This window comes from Mesorhizobium loti R88b (genome assembly GCF_013170845.1).
GTDB classification, from domain to species: domain Bacteria; phylum Pseudomonadota; class Alphaproteobacteria; order Rhizobiales; family Rhizobiaceae; genus Mesorhizobium; species Mesorhizobium loti_B.
The window spans coordinates 178,694-200,871 of sequence record NZ_CP033367.1; the positions used below are offsets into that span (position 1 = coordinate 178,694).

Sequence of the window (22,178 nt, forward strand, 5' to 3'; positions counted from 1 at the left end):
TCCCCCTGCGGGAGAAGGAAGAACCGCCCTCACTCCGGCACGTGTCTTACCGCGCCCTTGTCGGCGCTGGTGGCGAAGGCGGCGTAGGCGCGCAGTGCCGTTGTCACCTTGCGCTTGCGCTTTTCCTCGGGCTTCCAGGCCAGGGCGCCTTTGGCTTCCATTGCCGCCCGGCGCGCTTCAAGCTCGGCGTCGCTGACGGCCAAGCGGATGGTGCGGTTGGGGATGTCGATCTCGATCGTATCGCCTTCCCTTACCAGCCCGATAACACCGCCTTCGGCTGCTTCCGGCGAGGCATGACCGATCGACAGGCCCGACGTGCCGCCGGAGAAGCGGCCGTCGGTGACCAGCGCACAAGCTTTGCCGAGGCCTTTCGACTTCAGATAGCTGGTCGGATAGAGCATCTCCTGCATGCCGGGGCCGCCGCGCGGGCCTTCATAGCGGATGACGACGACGTCGCCGGCCTTGATCTCGTTGGACAGGATCGCCTTGACCGAGGCATCTTGGCTTTCGAACACACGTGCCGGACCGGTGAACTTCAGGATCGACTCATCGACGCCGGCCGTCTTTACGATGCAGCCGTCAACCGCAAGATTGCCTTTCAGCACGGCAAGACCGCCATCCTTCGAGAACGGCGTCTCAGCCGAACGGATGACACCTTTTTCGCGGTCGAGATCAAGATCGTCCCAGCGGCGGTCCTGGCTGAAGGCCACCTGAGTCGGCACACCGCCGGGGGCGGCCAGGAAGAAATCGCGGACATTCTGGCTTGTGGTGCGGGAAATGTCCCAATGATCAAGGGCTTCGCTCAGGCTTGCGGTGTGCACCGTCGGCAGGTCGCGGTTGAGCAGCCCGGCATTGTCGAGCTGACCGAGGATTGCCATGATGCCGCCGGCGCGATGAACGTCTTCCATATGAACGTCTGACTTGGCCGGCGCGACCTTGCAAAGCACCGGGACGCGGCGCGACAGCCGGTCGATGTCCTCCATGGTGAAGTCGACTTCGCCCTCGTGTGCTGCGGCCAGGATGTGCAGCACGGTGTTGGTCGAGCCGCCCATGGCAATGTCGAGCGTCATGGCGTTTTCGAAGGCGCCCTTCGAGGCGATGCTGCGCGGCAATGCCGTCTCGTCATCCTGCTCGTAATAGCGCTGGGCGAGATCGACGATGAGATGGCCGGCTTCGACGAACAGCCGCTTGCGGTCGGCGTGGGTGGCCAGTGTCGAGCCGTTGCCCGGCAGCGACAGGCCCAGCGCCTCGGTCAAACAATTCATTGAATTGGCGGTGAACATGCCCGAGCAGGAGCCGCAGGTCGGACAGGCCGAGCGCTCGATGACCTTGACGTCCTCGTCGGAGATCTTGTCGTCGGCAGCGGCAACCATTGCGTCAACCAGGTCGAGCGCCTGCGTCTTGCCGGCCAGCACCACCTTGCCGGCCTCCATCGGCCCGCCGGAAACGAAGACGGTCGGGATGTTGAGGCGCAATGAGGCCATCAGCATGCCAGGCGTGATCTTGTCGCAATTGGAGATGCAGACCATGGCGTCGGCGCAGTGGGCGTTGACCATGTATTCGACGGAATCGGCGATCAGTTCGCGCGACGGCAGCGAATAGAGCATGCCGTCATGGCCCATGGCGATGCCGTCATCGACCGCGATGGTGTTGAATTCCTTGGCGACGCCGCCGGCCTTCTCGATCTCGCGCGCGACCAGCTGGCCGAGATCCTTCAAATGGACATGGCCCGGCACGAACTGGGTGAAGGAATTGACCACTGCGATGATCGGCTTGCCGAAATCCGAGTCCTTCATGCCGGTGGCGCGCCAGAGGCCGCGGGCGCCGGCCATGTTGCGGCCATGGGTGGTGGTGCGGGAGCGATAGGCGGGCATGAACTTTCCTTAGCTGGCTGGCTGCGCTCGATGCGAGCGTGGCGGCGCTGAATTTGGATCGCAGGGTTTATAGACCGCCAAGTATGGTCTGACCACATTTTTGCAATGCGCCAGATTCTAGCGAAAAAACGAGAGTCTGCGAAAAAATCGCATGTCGCTGTCGGATCGCGTGGCTCACGACCGTCCTTGGGCAGACGGCACGGAAATGGCACCATTCTCGAAGTCAGCCGTTTCACCACAACAGCGAAGAGCAACCCGAGGAGCACGACATGCAAAAGATCACCACCTGCCTGTGGGTCGACAACCAAGCCGAAGAGGCGATGAATTTCTACGTGTCCATCTTCAAGAATTCGAAGGTGCTGAGCGTGATGCGCTGGCCGAAGGGCCACGCCGATGAAGGCAAAGTGCTGGTGACCACGTTCGAACTCGACGGCGTACCGTTTCAGGCGCTCAACGGCGGACCGCACTTCAAGTTCAACGAGGCGATGTCACAGTCGATCGACTGCAAGACGCAGGAAGAGGTGGATTATTTCTGGGACAAGCTCATCGAAGGTGGCGGCGAACCGTCGCAATGCAGCTGGCTGAAAGACAAGTTCGGCGTGTCCTGGCAAGTCGTGCCGGAGCAGTTGCCGCGCCTGCTTCTGGATCCGGATCGGGCCAAGGCTGGCCGGGTGATGTCAGCGATGATGCAGATGAGCAAGATCGATATCGCGAAGATCGAAGAGGCGGCGAAGGGGTGAGAAGCGGTCCGCGCCGCGGACGAAAAGCCAATTGCTTGGCTTTTCGAGCTTCGAACGCCCTGAGCTTGCGAAGGGCCGGGGGCACATTCCCCAGTCCTTCCCCGCCGACGCTGCCCCTCATCCGCCCTTCGGGCACCTTCTCCCCGTGGAACGGGGAGAAGGAAGAGCTTCAAGCCGCCTTGTCGCGGACCTGGTAGTCCTTGATCGTGGCGAAGCGGATGGCTTTCCAGCGCTCTGCTTCGTAGTTCAGTGAGAAGGCGTGCTGGGCGAGGAACACCGGGTCGTTGTCGAGATCCCTGGCGATGTCGCCGCGATGCGCCTCGATGAAGCGAAGCGTCTCGGCCTTGTCGTCGGCCGAAATCCAGCGGCAGACCGAAAAGCGCGACATTTCGAACTCGACCGGCAGCGTGTATTCGAAGTTCAGCCTTTCCTTCAACACATCGAGCTGCAGCGCGCCGACAACGCCGACGATGGCCGGTGAGCCGTCCTCCGGCGAGAACAGCTGCACGACGCCTTCCTCGGCCATCTGGTGCAGCGCTTCCTTCAGTTTCTTGGCCTTCATCGCGTCGCCAAGGCGCACACGACGCAGGATTTCCGGGGCGAAATTCGGCACCCCCCTGAAAAGAATTTCCTCGCCCTCGGTCAGCGTGTCGCCGATGCGCAACGTGCCGTGGTTGGGAATACCGACGACGTCGCCAGCGAAGGCTTCGTCCGCCGTGACGCGGGTGCGGGCGAAGAAGAATTGCGGCGCCGACAGGCTCATCGGCTTTCCCGTGCGCACCAGCTTGGCCTTCATGCCGCGCTCGAGCTTGCCCGAGCAGACGCGCACGAAAGCGATGCGGTCGCGATGATTGGGATCCATATTGGCCTGGATCTTGAAGACGAAGGACGTCATCTTGTCCTCGGTCGCCTCGACCTTGCGGGTGTCGGCCTCCTGCGCGCGCGGCGGCGGCCCGAAGGCGCCAAGCGCCTCGATCAGGTCGCGCACACCATAATTGCGCAGCGCCGAGCCGAAATAGACCGGTGTCAGATGGCCCTCGCGGAAGGCGTCGATGTCGAGCGGCCGGCACGCTTCTCGTGCGAGCTCCAGTTCCTCGATGAAGGCCTCGCGCTCGTTTTCCGGCAGCAGCCCGGCGACGCGGTTGGAATCGGGACCGTTGACCGGCGTGCGTTCTTTCTCCGCGTCGCCCCTGCGCACGGCATTCAGCGCCAGATGATAGGTGCCGGCAAAAGTCTTGCCGCGGCCGATCGGCCAGGTGATGGGGGCAGTATCCAGCGCCAGCTTCTGCTCGATCTCGTCGAGAATCTCGAACGGGTCGCGGCTTTCGCGGTCCATCTTGTTGATGAAGGTGATGATCGGGATGTCACGCAGCCGGCAGACTTCGAACAGTTTCAGCGTGCGCGGCTCGATGCCCTTGGCAGCGTCGATGACCATGACGGCCGAGTCGACCGCCGACAGCGTGCGATAGGTGTCGTCGGCGAAATCTTCGTGGCCGGGCGTGTCGAGCAGGTTGAAGACATTGTCCTCATATTCGAAGGTCATCACCGAGGTGACGACGGAAATGCCGCGCTCGCGCTCGATCTTCATCCAGTCGGACCGCGTCTGGATCCTGTCCTTCTTGGCCTTGACCTCGCCGGCAAGCTGGATGGCGCCGCCGAACAGCAGCAGCTTTTCGGTGAGCGTCGTCTTGCCGGCGTCTGGGTGGGCGATGATCGCGAAGGTGCGGCGGCGCGCCACTTCCTCTGGTATTGTTTCGGGCATTCTCTGGGATTTCCGTGTGACAGGCCGGGCTTCTAGCAGCGCAGTGCCGGGCTGTCGACCGGTGCGGCGGCGCGGACGCCGCCGCACGCCATTGGCTGCTCAGGCCAGTTCGCTCATCTGGCTCGCCTGAACGACCTCCGGAAGCCAGCTGGCAATGGCGTGGCCTATCGCTTCGGCGTGGTCTTCCTGCAGATAGTGCGCGCCGGGTCCGAGATTGATGAAACGGCAGTTCTTCAGCCCGGCAGCGAATTCACGTGCCGCCTCCGGCCCGATCAACGCACCGGGATCGCCCGCAAACAGCAGTTTCGGATAGGTGGACAGCCGCAGCGCGCGATGATCATGCTCGCTAATGGCGGCAACGTCGGCGGGTTGGCCTTCGATGGGCAATTCACGGGGCAGGCGCAGCACCGGCTTGCGCGATTGCGGCGTCGGGAACGGCGCCCGGTAGACGGCCATCTCCTCGTCGCTCATCGTGCGCAGCACCGAGGCGGGCAGCACCTTCTCGACGAAGACATTGTCCTCCAGGACCAATTTCTCACCGACACCAGGCGTGCGCAACGCCTTGAACATTTCGCGGGCTTGCGGGCGCTGGTGAAAGTCCTCCCAGCCCTCGAAGGGCCGGATGAACTCCATGAAGGCAAGGCCGAGGATGCGCCGCGGCCGGCGCGCGGCGAGATGGAACGCCAGCGCCGTGCCCCAATCCTGCGCGACCAGCACCACATCTCTGATGTCGAGCGCGTCGAGGAAGGCGTCGAGATAGCGGACATGGTCGAAGAAGCGATAGTCGATGTCGGGCTTGCCGGATTGGCCGTAACCGATCAGGTCGGGCGCAATGCAGCGGCCAAGCGGCGCGACATGCGGGATGATGTTGCGCCAGATATGGGACGAGGTCGGGTTGCCGTGCAGGAACAGCACGGTTGGACCGGACGTTCCCGCCTCGACATAGGACATTGTCGACTCGAGTACGGCAATCTGAGAACGCCGCAAGGCGTTGTCGGCTTTCGAGTTCATTGGGGCTTCTCCCTGGCGAAAACAGTGCTGAAGATGATTTTCTTGAACCGTTCGAGCGGCGCGGGGCTGCGTTCGACCTTCATGCGAAGCATGGCGCCCTGCCAGGACGACAGCAGGAAATCGGCAAGGTCGTCGGCCTCGAAGGTCCTGGAGATATCGCCGCTAGCCTGGCCTTCGGCGATGCAGGCGGCAAAAGGCTGGCGCCAGCGTTCGAAGATGGCGACGAGCTGCAAACGCAGCGGCTCGCTGTGGACCGCGGTCTCCAGGCTGAGATTGCCGATCATGCAGCCGCGCGCCCAGTCATGCGCCTCGAGCTTCGAAGTGATGACGTCGAGGTAGCGGCGCAGCCTGCCGATCGGCGGCGTGCCGTCCTGTGCCAGCGCTGCTTCAACCAGCCCGCTGACATAGGCGAAGTAGCGGTCCAGCACCTCACCGGCGAACGCTTCCTTGGAGGCAAAATGGTTGGTGAAAGAGCCCGGCCGAGCATCGGCCGCCGCCACAATGTCGCGCACGCCGGCGGCGGCATAGCCCGCGTTCCAGAGGGTCTGGAACCCGGCTTCGAGAAGTTTTTCGCGGAGTGATTGTCTAGCCATGGCGGTATAATACGTACGTACGTATTTATGTCAAGTGATACATTTCGTGCGGCCCGATGTTGGCAAGTGGGCATAGGAATGGCACTGGGATGAACATCCCTGCGGGTTAAGGAGTGAACATGGCTGCGGCGAAACAAGTGATCGTCATCGGCGCCGGGATCATCGGTGCCTCCATCGCCTGGCACCTGACCAAGGCCGGTGCGCAGGTGACGGTCATCGCCGACAGTGCGCCGGGCGGCGTGGCGACGCCAAACTCGTTTGCCTGGATCAACGCCAGTTGGGGCAATCCGGAGCCCTATTTCCGGCTTCGCATCCGCGCCATGGCGGAGTGGAAACGCCTCGCGAATGATTTGCCGGGCCTGCCGCTGGCCTGGTGCGGCGGCCTGAACTGGGACCTGCCGGCGGACAGGCTCGAAGCCTACGCGGCCGAGCACTCTTCATGGGGCTACGGCATCGAACGGGTTGACCGGGAGCAAGTGGCACGCATCGAACCCAACCTCGTCGAGTTTCCCGGTTTTGCCCTGCACGTCGCGGAGGAAGGTGTCGCAGAGCCCGTGGCCACCGCGAAAGCGCTGCTGGCGGACGCGGAGCGGCAAGGCGCGCGCGTCCTCTCCAGCACCGTGACCGCGCTTGTCCAGACCGATGGGAGGATCGCGGGCGTGGACACATCGCATGGGCTGCTTGCCGCCGACGAGGTGGTGATCGCCGCTGGCGTCGGCTCACCGGACATCGCCGCGACGGCTGGCATCAGTCTGCCGATCGAGACGCCGCCTGGGCTGATCGTCCATTCGCGGCCCTACAAGAAGCTGCTCAACGGCCTGGTGCATGCCGACAAGCTGCATATGCGCCAGACATCCGAAGGCCGTATCATCGCCGGCTCGGATTTCGCCGGCGGCGATCCGGGCGATGATCCTGAAGCCACGGCGCGCGACCTGTTCGCGGTGGTGAAGGCAGCGTTGCGCGGCGCCGAGGGGCTGGAACTCGATTTCCACACAATCGGCTACCGCCCCAATCCGATCGACGGCTTTCCGATCATCGGCCGGGCCGAAGGCATGGACGGTGTCTACGTCGCGGTCCTGCATTCCGGCATCACGCTGGCGCCGGCCGTCGGCCTGTTTGCTACAAGGGAAATTCTTGACGGCGAGCGCGACCCGCTGCTCGCACCCTATGGCTTGTCGCGCTTCGCTCAATAACCCGGCGGACGGCGAAAGCCGCCGGTGACCGGCTCGATCGCCGCCGCAATACCGAGCAGCCGCGATTCCGACCAGCGTTTGCCGACCAGTTGCAGCCCGATCGGCAGACCGTTGCTATCCTGTCCGCACGGCATCGAAAGTGCCGGATGGCCGCTGTAGTTGAAAACGGCGCCATAGGCCGGCAGCATCCAGTAGCTCTGCTCCTTGCCGTCGACCTTGATCGGCGTGCCCGGCTCGCAATGTGGAAAGGCCGTGGTCATGGCAACCGGGCAGAGCAGTGCATCATGGCGGTCGAAAAAACTGTCCCAGATGAGAATGGATCTGTCGCGGCGGGCCAGCGCCTCGAACCAGCGCGAGACTGACGTCGGCTGCTCCGGCGGTTTGGGCTGCGCCGCCTCCATCATCATACCGATCAGCGCGCCGCCTTGCGCGAGATCGTCGTGCAGATCGAGCTTCGGCAATTTCGCCTCCTCGACGACCGCACCAGCGCCTTGCAACTGCCTTGCGAGACTTTCGACCGCGGCGCTGATCTCGCCGGCCACCGGGAAGCCGGGGAAGGACGGCGCGAAAGCGATGCGCAATGTCTTGAGATCGAGCTTCGGCATAGCCTCGACCTGTACTGGTGCGAGATCGGTGTCGTGCCCGTCCGGCCCGGCGATGATTTGATAGATCAACGCCAGATCGTCCACGCTCCGCGCCAACGGCCCAAGGCAAGACATCAGCCGCACGCTGCGCGCAGCACCGCCCGGGTTAGGGAAAGCACCGGCCAACGAAACACGGTTCTCCGTCGGCTTCAGGCCATAGACACCGCAGAAGGCGGCGGGCAGGCGGATCGAATCCTGCATATCGGTGCCGACATCGAATGGTGTCATGCCAGTCGCCACCGCAGCTGCGGCGCCGCCACTGGAGCCGCCGGCGGTGCGCTCAAGGTTCCACGGATTGCCGGTGCGGCCGAACAACGGATTGTTCGATTGCCAGTCCGACAGCATGGTCGCGACATTGGTCTTGGCCATCAGCACGCCACCGGCCGCCTTCAGCCTGACAACGACTGGACTGTCGTGGCTCGCGACATAGTCGGCGAAAGGTGGGAAGCCGACCGTGGTTTTCATACCAGATGTCTCGTGCATGTCCTTCAGCGTGAAAGGAACGCCATGCAGTGGCCCGGGCGCTTCGCCATGTGCCAGCGCCGCGTCTGCTTGCCTGGCGCGTTCGTGCGCGCCTTCGCGGTCGAACGAAATGACGGCGTTGATTGCCGCGTTGTGGCTGTCGATCTGCGCCAGATGGGCGTCGAGTGCTTCGACGGCGGAGATTTTGCGGTTGTGGATCGCGGCAGCAAGATCGACGGTCGAGGAGAAGACGGGATTCATGATCAAGGCTCCTGCTTGGCCGCACTTGCCTGGAAAATGGCGAGCAGCGGTGCGACTTCAAGCGGAGTTGAGCATTCGGAGCCCTGGTAGTGTTTGATCGAAATTGCGCCGAGGCCAATTGAGGTCGGTGCTCTACGGCGCCCCCCTGTCCGCGACGCTACCAGTTGGCCAAGAAACCTACCCGACCAGCGCCAGCTTCGCCGCGGCCGGAGCAAACGGGCGAATGCTGATCCCATCCCTGGTCATGGTGACGAAGCTCGCCGGCGGGATCGCCTGCCAATCGCCGCCCTCGCGATCGAACGGCTCGGAGACGATGCAGCGGCCGCCCTTGCGCAGGATGGAGGTGTAGAGTGTCGGCGCATGCGCATCGGTGGCGTAGCGCACCGCATGCAGCGCCTGCCCGTCGGAGAAGGCAGCGGTGAGTTTCAGCGCCGGTTCGAGGCCGGCGCGGCGCGAGGCTTCGATGACGCGGCTGGTGGCGCGCGACACAGCGCCTTGCGGATCACCGGCCAACCCTTCGTCGATCATCAGCAGAAAAAAGAGTTCGGAATCGGTGGTGCCTTCGCGCTGGTCGAAGACGGCGTCGGACAATGAATTCTCCAGGGCACGGCGGATTTTTTCGAAGCCGCCGATCTGGCCGTTGTGCATGAACGACCAGCGGCCCGAGATGAAGGGATGGCAGTTCATGCGGCTGGTGGCGCCGCCGGTCGAGGCCCGCACATGGGCGAGGAACAGGCCGGATTTGATCTGCCGGCACAGGCTCTTCAGATTGGGATCGGACCAGGCGGGCAGGATGTCGCGATAGAGACCAGGCTCGGGCCGGTCGCCATACCAGGCAAGGCCGAAACCGTCGCCATTGGTGGGTGATTTCGCTTCCTGGGCGCAATGGCTCTGCGCGATCAACGAGTGACAGGGCGCCGTCAGAATGTCTTCGAGAAAGACCGCTTCACCGAGATAGGCCGCCCACCGGCACATCGCTTCTGTCGTCCTTTAAGCGCGATCCAGAAGAGCCGCAGGCTCCTTGGTCGCGTGTGTGCCTCTGTTGTGCGTCCGCTCGTAAAGCTCGCGAACGATTCGGCTGGCGGTAGTCTCAAACAGAAATGGCAAGAAAGCATGAACGAGCGCGGCACCCGCCGCCATCAGCAACCGCGACGAGAACCAGGCGGCAAAGGCCATATGGCCGAAATAGGTTTCGCCGACCTTGGCCGGATGAGAGGTGAAAATCCTTGCGACCGACATGCTGGTCCCCTTCAGCGCTTGACGTTCCTGATGTGAGTATCCTGACACGCTTCGCCGGTTCATCGGTCTCAAAATATCCTTGTATTCTGCCATTTCATGGGACAGACATCCCACATGGCGCTGGAAATCGACGAAATAGACCGAAAATTACTCACCGAATTGCAACGGGACGGCACTTTGTCGGTCGACCAGCTGTCGGAGCGGGTGGCCTTGTCGCGCAATGCCTGCTGGCGGCGGGTCAAGCGGCTGGAGGAAGACGGCGTCATCACCGGCCGGGTGGCGCTGGTCGATGCCGAAAAGCTCGGGCTCGGGCTTTCGGTGTTCATCCTGATCCGCACGTCGAACCATGATCCGGACTGGCTGCAGAAATTCCGGGCCGCAGTGACGAGCTTTCCCGAGATCACCGGCGTCTACCGCATGTCGGGCGACCTCGACTATGTCTTGCGCGCCCGCGTCGCAGACGTGAAGGCCTACGACCGGCTCTACCAAAGGCTGATCGCCAAGGTGGCGCTGTCCGATGTGTCCGCCTCCTTCGTGATGGAGGAAATCAAGGAGACGACGGTGGTTCCGATGGTCAGGTCATAGTGATGCCCGAAAGAAAGCCGTTGATAGGCTTGCGGGCGAATTGACCGAATCGGCAATCGCGCCGATAGGATCGATTTTATGCGCGCAGCCCTCCAAAACTCCTCCGTCATCGGCCCGACTGTCGGCTTCGTCAGATTGCCGCACGCTGAAGGGCTTCCCCTCCCCGCCTATGAAAGCACCGGCGCCGCCGGCATGGATTTGCGCGCCGCGGTCCCGGACGACCGGCCGCTGCTGATCCTGCCTGGCAAACGCGCGCTTGTACCGACCGGGCTGATCCTGGAAATCCCGGAAGGCATGGAAGGTCAGGTGCGGCCGCGCTCCGGCCTTGCTTTCAAGCATGGCCTTACCGTCCTCAACTCACCGGGAACGGTCGACAGCGACTATCGCGGCGAGGTCAAGGTGCTCTTGGTCAATCTCGGCGACGAGGATTTTGCGGTGACGCGCGGCATGCGCATCGCGCAGATCGTTTTCGCAGCGGTGACGCAAGCGGCGGTGGAAGAGCGCTCGCTCGCCGGCGGCACTGCGCGTGGCTCAGGCGGGTTCGGATCGACCGGCACCGCCTGATGCAGGTTCCAAAGTTAGTCATCTTCGACTGCGACGGCATTCTCGTCGACACGGAGAACCTCGCCAACCGGCGCCTCGCCGAATGGCTGAGCGCTGCCGGCTATGCGACCAGCTTCGAATATTGCCGCAAGAATTTCTCCGGCCGCAGCATGCTTTCGGTGCAGAAGGAGATCGAGGCGCAGACCGAGGTGCGGCTCGGCGCCGATTTCGTCGATCGCTGGAACGCCGGCCTGCCGGATCTGTTTGCGCATGGGGTCGAGGCGATCCCCTATGTCCGCGAGTTCATTGAGGCGGTCCGCGCGGCCGGCATCCCCTATTGTGTCGCCACTTCGGCCAGGGTGTCGAAGATGCACATCACACTTGGCCAGACCGGCCTCTTGCCGCTGTTCGAACACGCGATGTTTTCGGCGACCATGGTCGGGCGCGGCAAACCATTCCCCGACCTGTTCCTGCATGCGGCCAAGACCATGGGTTTTTCGCCCACGGACTGTATTGTCATCGAGGACAGCGTTGCCGGCACGCAAGCGGGAATAGCGGCCGGCATGCGGGTGTTTTCCTATCATGGCGACCCCTATTCCGACCGCGATGGCCTGATTGAGGCTGGCGGCATCCTGTTCGACGACATGCGCGAACTGGCCGGGCTGGTGCCGATCCACTAACCGGCCCGTTGGCCGGCTGGACGCCTTGGGAAGCTGTGCTACTTTCCGGCGCCGCCAGCTCGAGCCGCCTCATGCCAACGACCCTTTCCCGCTTCATCCTCGCCTTGATGCTGCTGCCGTTCCTGGCGATAGCGGCCGGCGCACAAGCCTTGAGTCTTCCCGAACTCGGCAACACGCTGCCAGGCCGTACCGACGTGACCTATCTCGACCTGGCCAAGATGGTCATCCCCGATCTCACGGCCGACAAGGGTGGCGCCTATCAGGGTGGGTTGCCGATCGAAATGCGCCATATCGAAGGCGCCGATAGCGGTGGCTCCCCACCCGAAGCATCGAACCTCTCGAACGCCGAGGTGCTCGCCATCAAGTCCGGCGGCAAGGACCGACTGGCAGTCCTTTTCGACCTCGGCGACTCTCCCGACAGCGCCGAGGGTTATGCGGTGCTGGCGCTCTACGACGTCACGGCCAAGCCGAAGCTGCTCGATGCGGCCAATGTCGCGGTAGATCGCAGCACCTATTTCCAGAAACCGGGCAAACTCGCCATCAGCGCCAGCGATGACATCCTCACGATCGGGAGTTCGCATTCCAATTCCAACCAGAACTACATGATCGCGTCGCTGATCATGGTTGCCAACGACAAGCTCAAGCTGATCGACATGATTTACATGCTCGATGAACACGTATGTGCCTTCAGCCGGACGCAGGACATTGCCTTCAGAGCCATCGCAGAGGGCCGGCGCTATGCCGCGATCAAGGTGACGGTGACAGACGCCACGGGGCCGACCGGTGATAGCTGCGATGAGGCACCGCCAAAGGTGGCGTCTCACCAGATCTCCGTCACCTATCACTGGAACAAGAAACGATCGCGCTACATCAAGGATTCCAAAGCGTTCGAGCGTTTGTCAGCAGAGAACGCCAAACGCTTCTGAGCCAACGGCATTCGTTTGCTCGAGCAAGGCAGGCAAGCTAAAATTCGCGTCATCACGCCGCACATGATGGGGGAACTACCATGGACAAGGGCAAGATCTTTCGCGACCTGCACGCCTCGACTTTCGTCATGCCCAATCCCTGGGATCCCGGCACGACCAAGCTGCTCGGCTCCTTCGGCTTCAAGGCGCTGGCAACGACCAGCGCCGGCTTTGCATTTTCGCGCGGTCTGCCGGACGGCGCGGTGACCTTCGAGCAGATGATCCACCATTGCCGCGAGGTGACGGCGGCGACCAGCCTGCCGGTCTCGGCCGATCTCGAGAAAGGCAAGGGCGACAGCGCCGAGCAGGCCGCCGAAACCATCTTCGCGGCGGAAGCGGCCGGCCTTGCAGGCTGTTCGATCGAGGACCACACTGGCGATCCCGACAAGCCCATCTATGATTTTGCGCATGCGATCGAGCGCGTCGCCGCGGCCGTAGAGGCAGCACGCGCGCTGAAGCGCGATTTCGTGTTCACCGCGCGGGCCGAGAATTTTCTGTGGGGCAAGTCCGACCTCGACGACACCATCAAGCGGCTGCAGGCCTTCGAAAAGGCGGGCGCCGACGTGCTCTATGCGCCGGGCATCGGCGACGTCGAGATGATCCGCACGGTCTGCTCGGCGGTCAGCAAGCCGGTCAATGTCATGGCAAAACCAGGCTTCACCATCGCCGATCTCGCCATGGCCGGCGTCAAGCGCATTTCGCTCGGGCCGTGGCTGACCAATTTCGCCTATGGCATGCTGGAGACGGCGGCGCGCGAGATCCAGCAGGACGGCACGTTCGGCTTCACCCGCGCCGCCATGCCGTTCAGCAAGTTGCAGGCGCTGTACAGCAAGCCTGTATCATGACGCTGACCGTCGTCGACATGCATACGGGCGGCGAGCCGCTCAGGATCGTCACATCAGGCTATCCCGCCATCCCGAAGGGTACCATCCTGGAAAAGCGCGCCTATGTGCGCGACCATCTCGATCATCTCAGAAGAATCCTGATGTTCGAGCCGCGCGGCCATTACGACATGTACGGCGCCTTGCTGGTCGAGCCCGACTTGCCCGGCGCCGACCTTGCCGTGCTGTTCATGCACAATGAGGGCTATTCGACCATGTGCGGCCACGCCATCGTCGCGCTCGGCCGCTATGCCATCGATGAAGGGCTGGTGGCGAAACAGGAACCTGTCACGATCGTCAACATCGAGGCGCCCTGCGGTCTCGTGGTCGCGTCGGTCGAGGTTAGGGACGGCAAGGCCGGTGCAGTGTCGTTCGAGAGCGTGCCGGCCTTCCTGTTTGCCCGTGACCAACAGATCGAGCTGACAGGGTATGGCAAGGTCGGCTTTGATGTCGCCTATGGCGGCGCCTTCTACGCGCTGGCCGATTGCCACCAGTTCGGCCTGGAATTCGGCCGCAGCCGCGTCCGCGATTTCGTCGATGCGGCGACGGCTTTGACCGACAGGCTGAAAACGGATTTCCGCCTGTCGCATCCCGATCATGCCGATCTTGCCTTTCTCTACGGGACCATTTTGACCGACGGAAAGGATGCCTTTTGCGGCGAGGAGACCAAAAACATCTGCGTCTTCGCCGAAGCCGAGGTCGACCGCTCGCCGACCGGCTCCGGCGTCACCGCCCGGCTGGCGGCCATGCATGCCAAGGGCGAGATCGGCATCGGGCAGACGCGTACCTTCGAGAGCATCGCCGGCTCGCGCTTCTCCGGCGCGGTGGCGCGCGCGGCGCAGGCCGGTTCGCACGAGGCGATTATCGCCCGCGTCGGCGGCCGCGCCTATTATTCCGGGCGGACGGAATTCATCGTCGAAGCGGACGACGAGCTGGGGCGTGGCTTTCTGCTGCGCTGAGCTGAGGTTAAGCCCGCGAAGGGCGCTCCCGCGCCGAGATCGCCTTGTGCAGATGCACCATCATCGCGGCGGCGAAGAGCGGCGTCACCAGATTGAGCAGCGGCACGGCGAGGAAGGCCGCGATGACCAGCCCGGCGAGAAACACCGTGCCGCCATACTGCCTGCGCAAGGCCCTGGCTTCTTCCTCGGAGCGAAAGCGCATCGCGGCGAATTCGAAGAATTCGCGCCCGAGCAGATAGCCATTAACGATGAAGAAGGCGGCGATGTTGACGCCCGGCACCAGCAGAAGCAGCAAAGCGACGATGTTGCCGAGAATGACCACACCGAAGAATTTTATCGCCAGCACCAGCGAGCGCAGCGCCGGCATGGCGCGTCCGGCCGGGTCGCCGGGATAGTCGGTGCGCTCGACCACTTCGGCGACATCGTCGAGGAACAGGCCGGCGATCACGGCCGTCACCGGCGCGATGAGCAACGCCATGCCGAAGGCGAGCGCTATGGCCGCGATGATGCCACCGAGCCAGCCGGCCCAGGACGGCATGCCCGGCAACAATGCCTGGAGCCACGGCAGCGCCAGCCACTCGACCAGACTTGTCAGGCCGAACCACAAGGCGACGAGCGCCAGCACGGTCAGGCCAAGCGTCTTGATGAACACGGCACGAAACGGTGGCGAGAGCAGCTCGAGGGCCGCATTGCGGGCAGCGTCGAAAATCACGGTGCGTCACCCCCAGGTCAGCGCCGCCGGAGGCGGGATGCTCCCGAGATAGGCAGCGTAGGTCGTGAACACAAGCGCGTATCGTTCTCTGTTTGACGCAATTCCGGACGGAAAAACCGCCTCACACTTTTTCCTGGAATTGCTCTACCGCGCGAAAGCCGGCTTTCTAACAGGGATGGTCATGGCGGCGACGCCGACCACGACAAAGGCCATACCCAGCCATACAGCTGGCCGGAGGCTTTCACCGAGAAAGATGGCTCCAATGCCGACACCGATCGGCACGCGCAGATAGGCCTGCGACGTCGTGCCGACAGAACCCAGCGTGTGGATGAGGCGGAAATAGATGACGAAGGCCAGCGCCGTTGAGAAGATCGACAGGCCGAGAAGGGCCAGGATCGATGCCATGGACGGTGTGAGCGTCCAGGGTTGGTCGACGACCAGGCTGAGTGGGACCAGAATGACGGCACCGCATAGCATCGAGCCTGCGGCCGGCAGCATCGGATCGAGGCCTTTGAAGCCACGACCGAAGATCGCGGCAGCGGCGTAACAGATCGTTGCCACGACGATGGCAATCTGCGCCCACAATTCGTGACCGAGACCACCCAGCGCCTCGGTGCCAACGATGAAACAGATGCCGGCAATGCCGGCGCCGACACCGATCAGCTTTCGCACCGTGACCGGCTCATGACGGGTGATGAGCGCGGTGAAGACGAAGGTGAAGATCGGCGAGGTGGAATTGAGGATGGTGGCGAGGCCGGCATCGACCGAGCGCTCGGCGGCCGCGATCAGCGTGAACGGGATGACGCTGTTGAGGCAGGCCTGGAAGGCGAAGCGGCGCCAGGTGGCCGCATCGCGCGGCATGGAGAGCCCGCGCCAGCGGATGATGGCGAACAGGATGCCGCCAGCGATCAAGGTGCGGGCGGCGATGAAGGTGACCGGTGGGATTGTCTCGACGCCGATCTTGATGAAGGTGTAGGAAGCGCCCCACAGCACTGCCAGCACGCCGAGCAACGCCAGGTCCGTGGTCGTATCGTTTTTTGCCGACATGGATGTTGCCTTCGGTGCGATCGGGCTCGTTGTAGGCAACGCCGCGAAGAAATGCTTCGTCCACGGTCGAATTGTCGTAGCGCCTGGTTTTTATGCACACGGGTCATCGCCGACACACCAGCAACGACAGAAAATCGGTTGCAAATTTTCGGGGTCATGCTGTAGACCCGCGCGGGCGTGGCAGGAAGCCGGCTCTCTCTTTGTACGCAATTCCTGTGGGAAAACCGCTAAGCACTTTTCCTGGAATTGCTCTAGGTTTTTGGTGGAGACATTGATGCCGGATTATGACGTGCTTTGCATCGGCAATGCCATTGTCGACATCATCGCCCAATGCGACGAGGACTTCCTCGTGAACAACGGCATCATCAAGGGCGCGATGAACCTCATCGACACGGAGCGCGCCGAACTGCTTTACAGCCGCATGGGCCCGGCGATCGAGGCCTCCGGCGGCAGTGCCGGCAACACGGCCGCCGGCGTCGCCTCCCTTGGCGGCCGCGCCGCCTTCTTCGGCAAGGTTTCCAATGATGCGCTTGGCGAAATCTACGCGCATGACATCCATGCCCAGGGCGTTGCCTTCGACACCAAACCGCTCAAGGGCGAGCCGCCGACGGCGCGCTCGATGATCTTCGTCACCCCCGACGGCGAGCGCTCGATGAACACCTATCTCGGCGCCTGCGTCGAACTCGGCCCGGAAGATGTCGAAGCCGACAAGGCATCGGGCGCCAAGGTCACCTATTTCGAAGGCTATCTGTGGGATCCGCCGCGCGCCAAGGAAGCGATCCGGCAGACGGCGAAGCTGGCGCACGCGGCAGGCCGCGAAGTGTCGATGACATTGTCGGATTCGTTCTGCGTCGACCGCTACCGCGACGAGTTCCTCGACCTGATGCGCTCCGGCACGGTCGACATCGTCTTCGCCAACAGCCACGAGATCAAGTCGCTCTACCAGACATCGTCGTTCGACGAGGCGCTGGCCAAGATCCGCAAGGACTGCAGAATAGCCGCCGTCACCCGCTCGGAAAAAGGCTCGGTCATCGTACGCGGCGACGAGACCGTGGTCATCCAGGCCACCACCATCAGGGAACTGGTCGACACCACGGGCGCAGGCGACCTCTACGCCGCCGGTTTCCTGCACGGCTACACGCAAGGCCGAGACCTCAAGACCTGCGGCGATCTCGGCTCACTGGCGGCCGGCCTGGTGATCCAGCAGATCGGCCCGAGGCCAAGGCAGAATTTGCGCCGCGAAGCGGAACTGGCCGGGTTGTTGTAGGGACAACTGCCGATCTCCCCCCATGTGGGGGAGATGGCCGGCAGGCCAGAGGGGGGCGCTGTCCCGCCGGCATTTCCAATGTTTACCTCACAGGGCGCGACGCCCGCCCAGAGCGTGGGGCACGGCGCAAGCATTGCTACGCAGCGATCCTTCGCGCCCGCCTCTGCCCTGCCGGGCATCTCCCCCACGAAGGGGGAGATCGGCAACTTCACCGTCGCGTGATTGTCATATATCGCTCTTACACGAAAACGAGAGCGTCCCGTGACTGACATTTCGGGGCGCTCGCAGTCAGATGGGGTGTTGAAAGATGCAAGACAGCAAGCTGTCGGGCGGACGTATTCGTTCGCGCCGCGATTTCCGTTTTCCGCGCTAGAAATTCAGCAATCGGCCGCAGCCGAGGGAGGAGCGCGCGCGGCCAGAAGACAGATGCATGAGCAGATTTCAGACCACCGGTCGCGGACAGGACGACTTCGCGGAGATGGTCGCCGAGGATGTCGAGCGCGCACTTGCCCGCCATGACGAGGCTATAAACCAATCCACAGTGGTCTCGCTCGGCAAGATCGCCGCCGGCATAGCGTCCGCCGTAACCTTGCTTTCGCCCAAGCATCAGCGCGCCATCGACGCCATCCATGCCGACCTTCCCGGCCTTGCCTCGAAATTCGTGCGTGCGCTGGCGGCGGAAGCCGCGCGCCGCAGTGAAGCCGGCACCACCGGAAATCCACCGACAGCATTGCTGGCCAATGAGACGCCTCCCTCGCCGTCCGACGACCTCGAATCGATGCTGATCGAGGACTGGGCCGGCCGCGTCGCCGGCTCGACCTATCTGGAAGAGAATTTGCACATCGCCCGCTCGACCCTGCATCGCTGGCAAAGGCGAAACAACGTCATCGCCTTGCGCAAGGGTGGCCGCAAGCACGTCTTCCCGCTGGCGCAGTTCGTCGACGGCAGGCCGGTGGCGGGCATTAGCGACGTGCTGTCCCTGATCGGCAATCCGAGGCTCGCCTGGCTGTGGCTGACCCGGCCTGCGGCGCAACTCGACGGCCGTGTTCCAATCGACCTGCTGCGGGCGGACCAGATCGACGACGTTGTGGAAGCAGCAAGGGTGTTCGCGCCGGGCTGAAGCCGGCACTGTCGGATATCGGAGTCGACGTTAAATTCGCACCGATAGCTTTACGCGGTCTTGCGAAGGTGAGGCCCGGACGATGGCTGTTGCGGCGTCATTTCGCTGGCGGTGACCAGGCGATTGCGGCCGCTTTTTTTGCCGATGTACATCAGCCGGTCGGCGAGCGCGATCAGCGCTTCGGAGTCCGCAGCCTCCGCCGGATACATGGCCACGCCAACAGTGCAGCCGACCTGGATGGTGCCATTGGGCGTCGGAACCTTTATCCGCAACCTTTCCAGGATGCGTTCAGCGACACGCACGGCCTTCAGCTGTGCCAGATCGGTGTCGGCCGAGAACAGGAAGGCGAACTCGTCGCCGCCAAGCCGGGCAACGAAATCGGCGCTGCGCAGGATCGAGCGAAGCTGGCTCGACACGCGCTGCAGCAGCGCATCGCCGGCCTCGTGGCCGAGCGTGTCGTTGACTTCCTTGAACCGGTCGAGGTCGATGAACAGAAGCCCGGCCGCCTCGCCGGTGGCGCCACAGCGCGCAACCACCGATTTGAGCTCGTTGTGGAAGGCACGCCGGTTGGGCAGGTCGGTCAAGGCATCGTGGTTGGCCGAGTGATCGCTCTGCTGCTTGGCAACCTCGATTTCGCGCTTTTGCGCCGACAGTTCCTCATTGGCGGTCTTCAGGTCCAGAAGCAGCTGGGCGTTGAGGTCCTCGACCACCTTGCGGTCGCTGATGTCGACGACGAAGCCTTCCAGGAATTCGAGTTCGCCGGCCTCGTCCCAGACACCGCCGCCGATCTCACGGACCCAGAGCGGTTCGCCGACCTGCGGCACGATGCGGTAGTCGACGTTCCAGTTGCAGCGCGCCTCGAGCGCGGCGTCGACGGCGGCATAGACAGACGGCAAATCATCCGGGTGGATCGCCGAGACATAGTCTCGTACGGCATTGTGAATGAAATCGCTCGGCCGATAGCCGCTGACGGTGAAAATGCCGTCGCTGATATAGAGCATGGTGTAGGACGCGTCGTTGCGGCAACGGTAGAGATAACCGTCCATGCGCCCGGTGATGCTGAGCAAAGCATCCAATCGCTCGTCGTGGTAGGCTCGCTCGCCGGCCACGGATACAGAAACGCCGTCATGCTTCATGGCCGCACCCCCATTTGGCGGTCTGAGCGCGCCGTGGATGCCGTTACGGCATGCGGCAAGAGCTTCCCTATATCAGCTGAATCTTATCAAGATGTTATGGGTGGGGGTCCGGCGGAGTTTTGAGCGCCGCCGCGTTCGAAGAGCTAGATCGTTGGCTTCCGCCCTCTCCAGGACCGCTCGTCACGTCCCCGCCGTATACGCCGCGATCGCCGCCATGTTGACGATGTCGCTGTCCTTGGCGTTCAGCGACACAATCTGCACCGGCTTGTTGAGACCAACCAGCAGCGGGCCGATGACGGTCGAGCCGCCGAGTTCCTGCAGCATCTTGGTCGAGATCGAGGCTGAGTGGAAGGCCGGCATGATCAGCACATTGGCCGGGCCGGTGAGCCTTATGAACGGGTATTGCGCCATGGCGCGGGCGTTGAGCGCGACGTCGGCGGCCATTTCGCCGTCATATTCGAAGTCGACGCGGCGCTTGTCGAGTATGCGCACGGCTTCCTGGACACGCTCGGAGCGCTCGCCCTGCGGATGGCCGAAGGTGGAATAGGCAAGCATGGCGAGCCTCGGCTCATAGCCCATGCGGCGGGCGAAGCCTGCCGCCTCCTCGGCGATGTCGGCGATCTGCTCGGCGTTCGGCATGTCGTGCACGGCGGTGTCGGCGACCAGCACGGTCTTGCCCCGCGCCAGCACGATCGAGACGCCGATGACGCGGTGGCCGGGCTTGGCGTCGATGACGCGGCGGATGTCGTCCAGCGCTGTCGAATAGTTGCGGGTGACGCCGGTGACGATGCCGTCGGCATCGCCCAGCGCCACCATGCAGGCGGCAAAATGGTTGCGGTCGTTGTTGATCAGCCGCTGGCAGTCGCGAAACAGGAAGCCTTTGCGCTGCATGCGCTCATAGAGATAGTCGGTGTAGATGCCGTTGCGGCGCGACAGCCTGGCGTTGATGATCTCGATGCCTTGCTTGTTGAGGTCGATGCCGGCGTGCTTGGCGTTTTCCTTGATGACATCGTCGCGGCCAAGCAGGATGGCGGTGCCGAGCCGCTGGTTCACATAGGAGACGGCGGCGCGCATCACCTGCTCCTCCTCACCCTCGGCGAAGACGATGCGCTTGGGTTGGCGGCGCACGCGGTCGTAGATGCGCTGCAAGGTGGAGGCGATCGGGTCGCGGCGGGCCGACAGTTCCTGCGCGTAACGGTCGAGGTCGAGGATCGGCTTTTGGGCAACCCCCGAATCCATCGCCGCCTTGGCCACGGCAAGCGGAATGGCCGAGATCAGGCGCGGGTCGAACGGCACCGGGATGATGTAGTTGGGGCCGAATTTCGGCCGGTTACCCTGATAGGCGGCAGCGACATCGTCCGGCACATCCTGGCGCGCCAGTGCGGCCAGCGCCTGGGCGGCGGCAATCTTCATGTCGTCATTGATGGTGGTGGCCCTGACATCCAGCGCACCGCGGAAGATATAGGGGAAGCCGAGCACGTTGTTGACCTGGTTCGGGTAATCCGAACGGCCCGTCGCCATGATGGCGTCGGTGCGGATCTCGGCCACTTCCTCCGGCGTGATTTCAGGATCGGGATTGGCCATGGCGAAGATGATCGGGTTCTTGGCCATCGACTGCACCATGGCGGTGGTCAGCGCACCCTTGGCGGAGAGGCCGAGGAAGACGTCGGCGCCATCGAGCGCCTCAGCCAGGCTGCGCGCATCGGTCTTGGCGGCATGCGCCGACTTCCACTGGTTCATGCCTTCGGTGCGGCCCTGGAAGACCACGCCCTTGGTGTCGCACAGGATGATGTTTTCCGGCGCGAAGCCCATCGCCTTCATCAGTTCGATACAGGCAATGCCGGCGGCGCCGGCGCCGTTGCAGACCATTTTCGTGGTCTTCATGTCGCGGCCGGTGATTTCCAGCGCGTTGATCAGGCCGGCGGCCGAGATGATGGCGGTGCCATGCTGGTCGTCGTGGAAGACCGGGATGTCCATCAGTTCGCGCAGGCGCTGCTCGATGATGAAGCATTCCGGCGCCTTGATGTCTTCCAGGTTGATACCGCCGAAGGAGGGTCCGAGGAAGCGCACGCAATTGATGAACTCGTCGGCGTCCTCGGTGTCGACCTCGAGGTCGATGGAATCGACGTCGGCGAAGCGCTTGAACAGCACCGCCTTGCCTTCCATCACCGGCTTCGAGGCCAGCGCACCGAGATTGCCGAGGCCGAGGATGGCGGTGCCATTGGAAATGACGGCGACCATGTTGCCGCGCGTCGTGTAGTCGAAGGCGCGGCTGGGGTCTTCGGCGATTGCCAGAACCGGCACCGCGACACCAGGCGAATAGGCGAGGCTGAGGTCGCGCTGCGTCGCCATCGGCTTGGTGGCAACGACCTCCAGCTTGCCGGGGCGGCCCATGGCGTGGAATTCGAGCGCCTCCTGCGCGCTGACGGACGGACCGCTGTTTTCGGTTTTCCTGGCCATGATGCTTTTGATTTCCTCGCCGGTGCAGCACCTCGTTGAAGCGG

21 protein-coding genes are annotated in these 22,178 nt (G+C 63.3%); 10 read left to right on the plus strand and 11 right to left on the minus strand.

All coding sequences use genetic code 11. The features are described 5' to 3' along the window. Positions 1–29: 29 nt before the first annotated feature. Entirely contained in the window at positions 30–1,874 is a 1,845-nt protein-coding gene (gene ilvD / locus EB235_RS00835; protein WP_027032844.1) for a dihydroxy-acid dehydratase, read from the minus strand. 269 nt (positions 1,875–2,143) lie between these two features. Between ilvD and EB235_RS00840 the strand changes: the two genes are divergently transcribed. Continuing rightward, positions 2,144–2,614 (plus strand): VOC family protein, encoded by a 471-nt coding sequence (locus EB235_RS00840; protein ID WP_027032843.1) that lies wholly within the window; start codon positions 2,144–2,146, stop codon positions 2,612–2,614. A 169-nt stretch (positions 2,615–2,783) separates the two neighbouring features. On the opposite strand, the gene EB235_RS00845 is transcribed toward EB235_RS00840, so the two are convergent. The 3 genes from EB235_RS00845 to EB235_RS00855 all read right to left on the minus strand — a co-directional run bounded on the left by EB235_RS00845 (position 2,784) and on the right by EB235_RS00855 (position 5,980). After that, the gene (locus EB235_RS00845; RefSeq protein WP_027032842.1) at positions 2,784–4,376 is read right to left on the minus strand and encodes a peptide chain release factor 3; all 1,593 of its coding nucleotides are present in this window, start codon (positions 4,374–4,376) and stop codon (positions 2,784–2,786) included. Between the two features lie 99 nt (positions 4,377–4,475). Then, the gene (locus tag EB235_RS00850; RefSeq protein WP_027032841.1) at positions 4,476–5,387 is read right to left on the minus strand and encodes a haloalkane dehalogenase; all 912 of its coding nucleotides are present in this window, start codon (positions 5,385–5,387) and stop codon (positions 4,476–4,478) included. After that, positions 5,384–5,980, minus strand: a complete 597-nt coding sequence (locus EB235_RS00855) for a TetR/AcrR family transcriptional regulator (protein ID WP_027032840.1) — start codon at positions 5,978–5,980, stop codon at positions 5,384–5,386. Before EB235_RS00855 ends, EB235_RS00850 begins: the two co-directional genes overlap by 4 nt. A gap of 119 nt (positions 5,981–6,099) precedes the next feature. Here EB235_RS00855 and EB235_RS00860 point away from each other — a divergent pair, with 119 nt between their 5' ends. Then, entirely contained in the window at positions 6,100–7,173 is a 1,074-nt protein-coding gene (locus EB235_RS00860; protein WP_027032839.1) for an NAD(P)/FAD-dependent oxidoreductase, read from the plus strand. Here EB235_RS00860 and EB235_RS00865 read toward each other — a convergent pair. The 3 genes from EB235_RS00865 to EB235_RS00875 all read right to left on the minus strand — a co-directional run bounded on the left by EB235_RS00865 (position 7,167) and on the right by EB235_RS00875 (position 9,779). Then, a complete protein-coding gene (locus EB235_RS00865) occupies positions 7,167–8,540 on the minus strand; it encodes an amidase (protein WP_027032838.1) in 1,374 nt (457 codons plus the stop codon). The two genes, EB235_RS00860 and EB235_RS00865, sit on opposite strands and share 7 nt — an antisense overlap. A 177-nt stretch (positions 8,541–8,717) precedes the next feature. Further along, entirely contained in the window at positions 8,718–9,515 is a 798-nt protein-coding gene (locus EB235_RS00870; protein ID WP_027032837.1) for a class II glutamine amidotransferase, read from the minus strand. Positions 9,516–9,530: 15 nt separating this feature from the next. Beyond that, the gene (locus tag EB235_RS00875) at positions 9,531–9,779 is read right to left on the minus strand and encodes a DUF6356 family protein (RefSeq protein ID WP_027032836.1); all 249 of its coding nucleotides are present in this window, start codon (positions 9,777–9,779) and stop codon (positions 9,531–9,533) included. Between the two features lie 114 nt (positions 9,780–9,893). Here EB235_RS00875 and EB235_RS00880 point away from each other — a divergent pair, with 114 nt between their 5' ends. The 6 genes from EB235_RS00880 to EB235_RS00905 all read left to right on the plus strand — a co-directional run bounded on the left by EB235_RS00880 (position 9,894) and on the right by EB235_RS00905 (position 14,392). Further along, positions 9,894–10,364, plus strand: coding sequence for an Lrp/AsnC family transcriptional regulator (locus EB235_RS00880; RefSeq protein WP_032925846.1), 471 nt, complete (start codon positions 9,894–9,896; stop codon positions 10,362–10,364). Between the two features lie 78 nt (positions 10,365–10,442). Next, positions 10,443–10,928, plus strand: coding sequence for a dUTP diphosphatase (gene dut, locus EB235_RS00885; protein WP_027032834.1), 486 nt, complete (start codon positions 10,443–10,445; stop codon positions 10,926–10,928). Beyond that, positions 10,928–11,587 carry an HAD family hydrolase gene (locus tag EB235_RS00890; RefSeq protein ID WP_027032833.1) on the plus strand — a complete coding sequence of 220 codons (660 nt, stop codon included), beginning with the start codon at positions 10,928–10,930 and terminating at the stop codon, positions 11,585–11,587. Before dut ends, EB235_RS00890 begins: the two co-directional genes overlap by 1 nt. 71 nt (positions 11,588–11,658) lie before the next feature. Then, on the plus strand, positions 11,659–12,513 hold the full coding sequence (locus EB235_RS00895) for a hypothetical protein (protein ID WP_027032832.1): 855 nt from the start codon (positions 11,659–11,661) through the stop codon (positions 12,511–12,513). An 80-nt stretch (positions 12,514–12,593) separates the two neighbouring features. Continuing rightward, on the plus strand, positions 12,594–13,397 hold the full coding sequence (locus EB235_RS00900) for an isocitrate lyase/PEP mutase family protein (RefSeq protein ID WP_027032831.1): 804 nt from the start codon (positions 12,594–12,596) through the stop codon (positions 13,395–13,397). Next, entirely contained in the window at positions 13,394–14,392 is a 999-nt protein-coding gene (locus tag EB235_RS00905; RefSeq protein WP_027032830.1) for a proline racemase family protein, read from the plus strand. Before EB235_RS00900 ends, EB235_RS00905 begins: the two co-directional genes overlap by 4 nt. Before the next feature lie 7 nt (positions 14,393–14,399). Here EB235_RS00905 and EB235_RS00910 read toward each other — a convergent pair whose 3' ends face one another. Together EB235_RS00910 and EB235_RS00915 are read right to left on the minus strand one after the other, a co-directional pair. After that, the gene (locus EB235_RS00910) at positions 14,400–15,104 is read right to left on the minus strand and encodes a sulfate transporter family protein (RefSeq protein WP_027032829.1); all 705 of its coding nucleotides are present in this window, start codon (positions 15,102–15,104) and stop codon (positions 14,400–14,402) included. Positions 15,105–15,248: 144 nt separating this feature from the next. Further along, positions 15,249–16,151, minus strand: coding sequence for a DMT family transporter (locus tag EB235_RS00915; RefSeq protein ID WP_032925844.1), 903 nt, complete (start codon positions 16,149–16,151; stop codon positions 15,249–15,251). Between the two features lie 274 nt (positions 16,152–16,425). Here EB235_RS00915 and EB235_RS00920 point away from each other — a divergent pair, with 274 nt between their 5' ends. Beyond that, a complete protein-coding gene (locus EB235_RS00920) occupies positions 16,426–17,418 on the plus strand; it encodes an adenosine kinase (RefSeq protein ID WP_027032827.1) in 993 nt (330 codons plus the stop codon). Positions 17,419–17,848: 430 nt separating this feature from the next. Further along, positions 17,849–18,538 (plus strand): antitoxin Xre/MbcA/ParS toxin-binding domain-containing protein, encoded by a 690-nt coding sequence (locus EB235_RS00925; RefSeq protein ID WP_027032826.1) that lies wholly within the window; start codon positions 17,849–17,851, stop codon positions 18,536–18,538. A gap of 50 nt (positions 18,539–18,588) precedes the next feature. Here EB235_RS00925 and EB235_RS00930 read toward each other — a convergent pair whose 3' ends face one another. Next, complete coding sequence (locus tag EB235_RS00930; RefSeq protein ID WP_027032825.1) at positions 18,589–19,674, minus strand: GGDEF domain-containing protein; 1,086 nt, start codon at positions 19,672–19,674, stop codon at positions 18,589–18,591. Between the two features lie 180 nt (positions 19,675–19,854). After that, on the minus strand, positions 19,855–22,134 hold the full coding sequence (locus EB235_RS00935; protein WP_027032824.1) for an NADP-dependent malic enzyme: 2,280 nt from the start codon (positions 22,132–22,134) through the stop codon (positions 19,855–19,857). Between the last annotated feature and the right edge of the window lie 44 nt (positions 22,135–22,178).

What these genes read in the sequence shown, in the direction of transcription:
- EB235_RS00850 (WP_027032841.1), bottom strand. Translation starts at nt 5,387, where the DNA reads ATGAACTCGAAAGCCGACAACGCCTTGCGGCGTTCTCAGATTGCCGTA.
- EB235_RS00840 (WP_027032843.1), top strand. Translation starts at nt 2,144, where the DNA reads ATGCAAAAGATCACCACCTGCCTGTGGGTCGACAACCAAGCCGAAGAG.
- EB235_RS00845 (WP_027032842.1), bottom strand. Translation starts at nt 4,376, where the DNA reads ATGCCCGAAACAATACCAGAGGAAGTGGCGCGCCGCCGCACCTTCGCG.
- EB235_RS00935 (WP_027032824.1), bottom strand. Translation starts at nt 22,134, where the DNA reads ATGGCCAGGAAAACCGAAAACAGCGGTCCGTCCGTCAGCGCGCAGGAG.
- EB235_RS00860 (WP_027032839.1), top strand. Translation starts at nt 6,100, where the DNA reads ATGGCTGCGGCGAAACAAGTGATCGTCATCGGCGCCGGGATCATCGGT.
- EB235_RS00900 (WP_027032831.1), top strand. Translation starts at nt 12,594, where the DNA reads ATGGACAAGGGCAAGATCTTTCGCGACCTGCACGCCTCGACTTTCGTC.
- EB235_RS00890 (WP_027032833.1), top strand. Translation starts at nt 10,928, where the DNA reads ATGCAGGTTCCAAAGTTAGTCATCTTCGACTGCGACGGCATTCTCGTC.
- EB235_RS00920 (WP_027032827.1), top strand. Translation starts at nt 16,426, where the DNA reads ATGCCGGATTATGACGTGCTTTGCATCGGCAATGCCATTGTCGACATC.
- EB235_RS00855 (WP_027032840.1), bottom strand. Translation starts at nt 5,980, where the DNA reads ATGGCTAGACAATCACTCCGCGAAAAACTTCTCGAAGCCGGGTTCCAG.
- EB235_RS00905 (WP_027032830.1), top strand. Translation starts at nt 13,394, where the DNA reads ATGACGCTGACCGTCGTCGACATGCATACGGGCGGCGAGCCGCTCAGG.
- EB235_RS00880 (WP_032925846.1), top strand. Translation starts at nt 9,894, where the DNA reads ATGGCGCTGGAAATCGACGAAATAGACCGAAAATTACTCACCGAATTG.
- EB235_RS00895 (WP_027032832.1), top strand. Translation starts at nt 11,659, where the DNA reads ATGCCAACGACCCTTTCCCGCTTCATCCTCGCCTTGATGCTGCTGCCG.
- ilvD (WP_027032844.1), bottom strand. Translation starts at nt 1,874, where the DNA reads ATGCCCGCCTATCGCTCCCGCACCACCACCCATGGCCGCAACATGGCC.
- EB235_RS00930 (WP_027032825.1), bottom strand. Translation starts at nt 19,674, where the DNA reads ATGAAGCATGACGGCGTTTCTGTATCCGTGGCCGGCGAGCGAGCCTAC.
- dut (WP_027032834.1), top strand. Translation starts at nt 10,443, where the DNA reads ATGCGCGCAGCCCTCCAAAACTCCTCCGTCATCGGCCCGACTGTCGGC.
- EB235_RS00875 (WP_027032836.1), bottom strand. Translation starts at nt 9,779, where the DNA reads ATGTCGGTCGCAAGGATTTTCACCTCTCATCCGGCCAAGGTCGGCGAA.
- EB235_RS00925 (WP_027032826.1), top strand. Translation starts at nt 17,849, where the DNA reads ATGAGCAGATTTCAGACCACCGGTCGCGGACAGGACGACTTCGCGGAG.
- EB235_RS00915 (WP_032925844.1), bottom strand. Translation starts at nt 16,151, where the DNA reads ATGTCGGCAAAAAACGATACGACCACGGACCTGGCGTTGCTCGGCGTG.
- EB235_RS00865 (WP_027032838.1), bottom strand. Translation starts at nt 8,540, where the DNA reads ATGAATCCCGTCTTCTCCTCGACCGTCGATCTTGCTGCCGCGATCCAC.
- EB235_RS00870 (WP_027032837.1), bottom strand. Translation starts at nt 9,515, where the DNA reads ATGTGCCGGTGGGCGGCCTATCTCGGTGAAGCGGTCTTTCTCGAAGAC.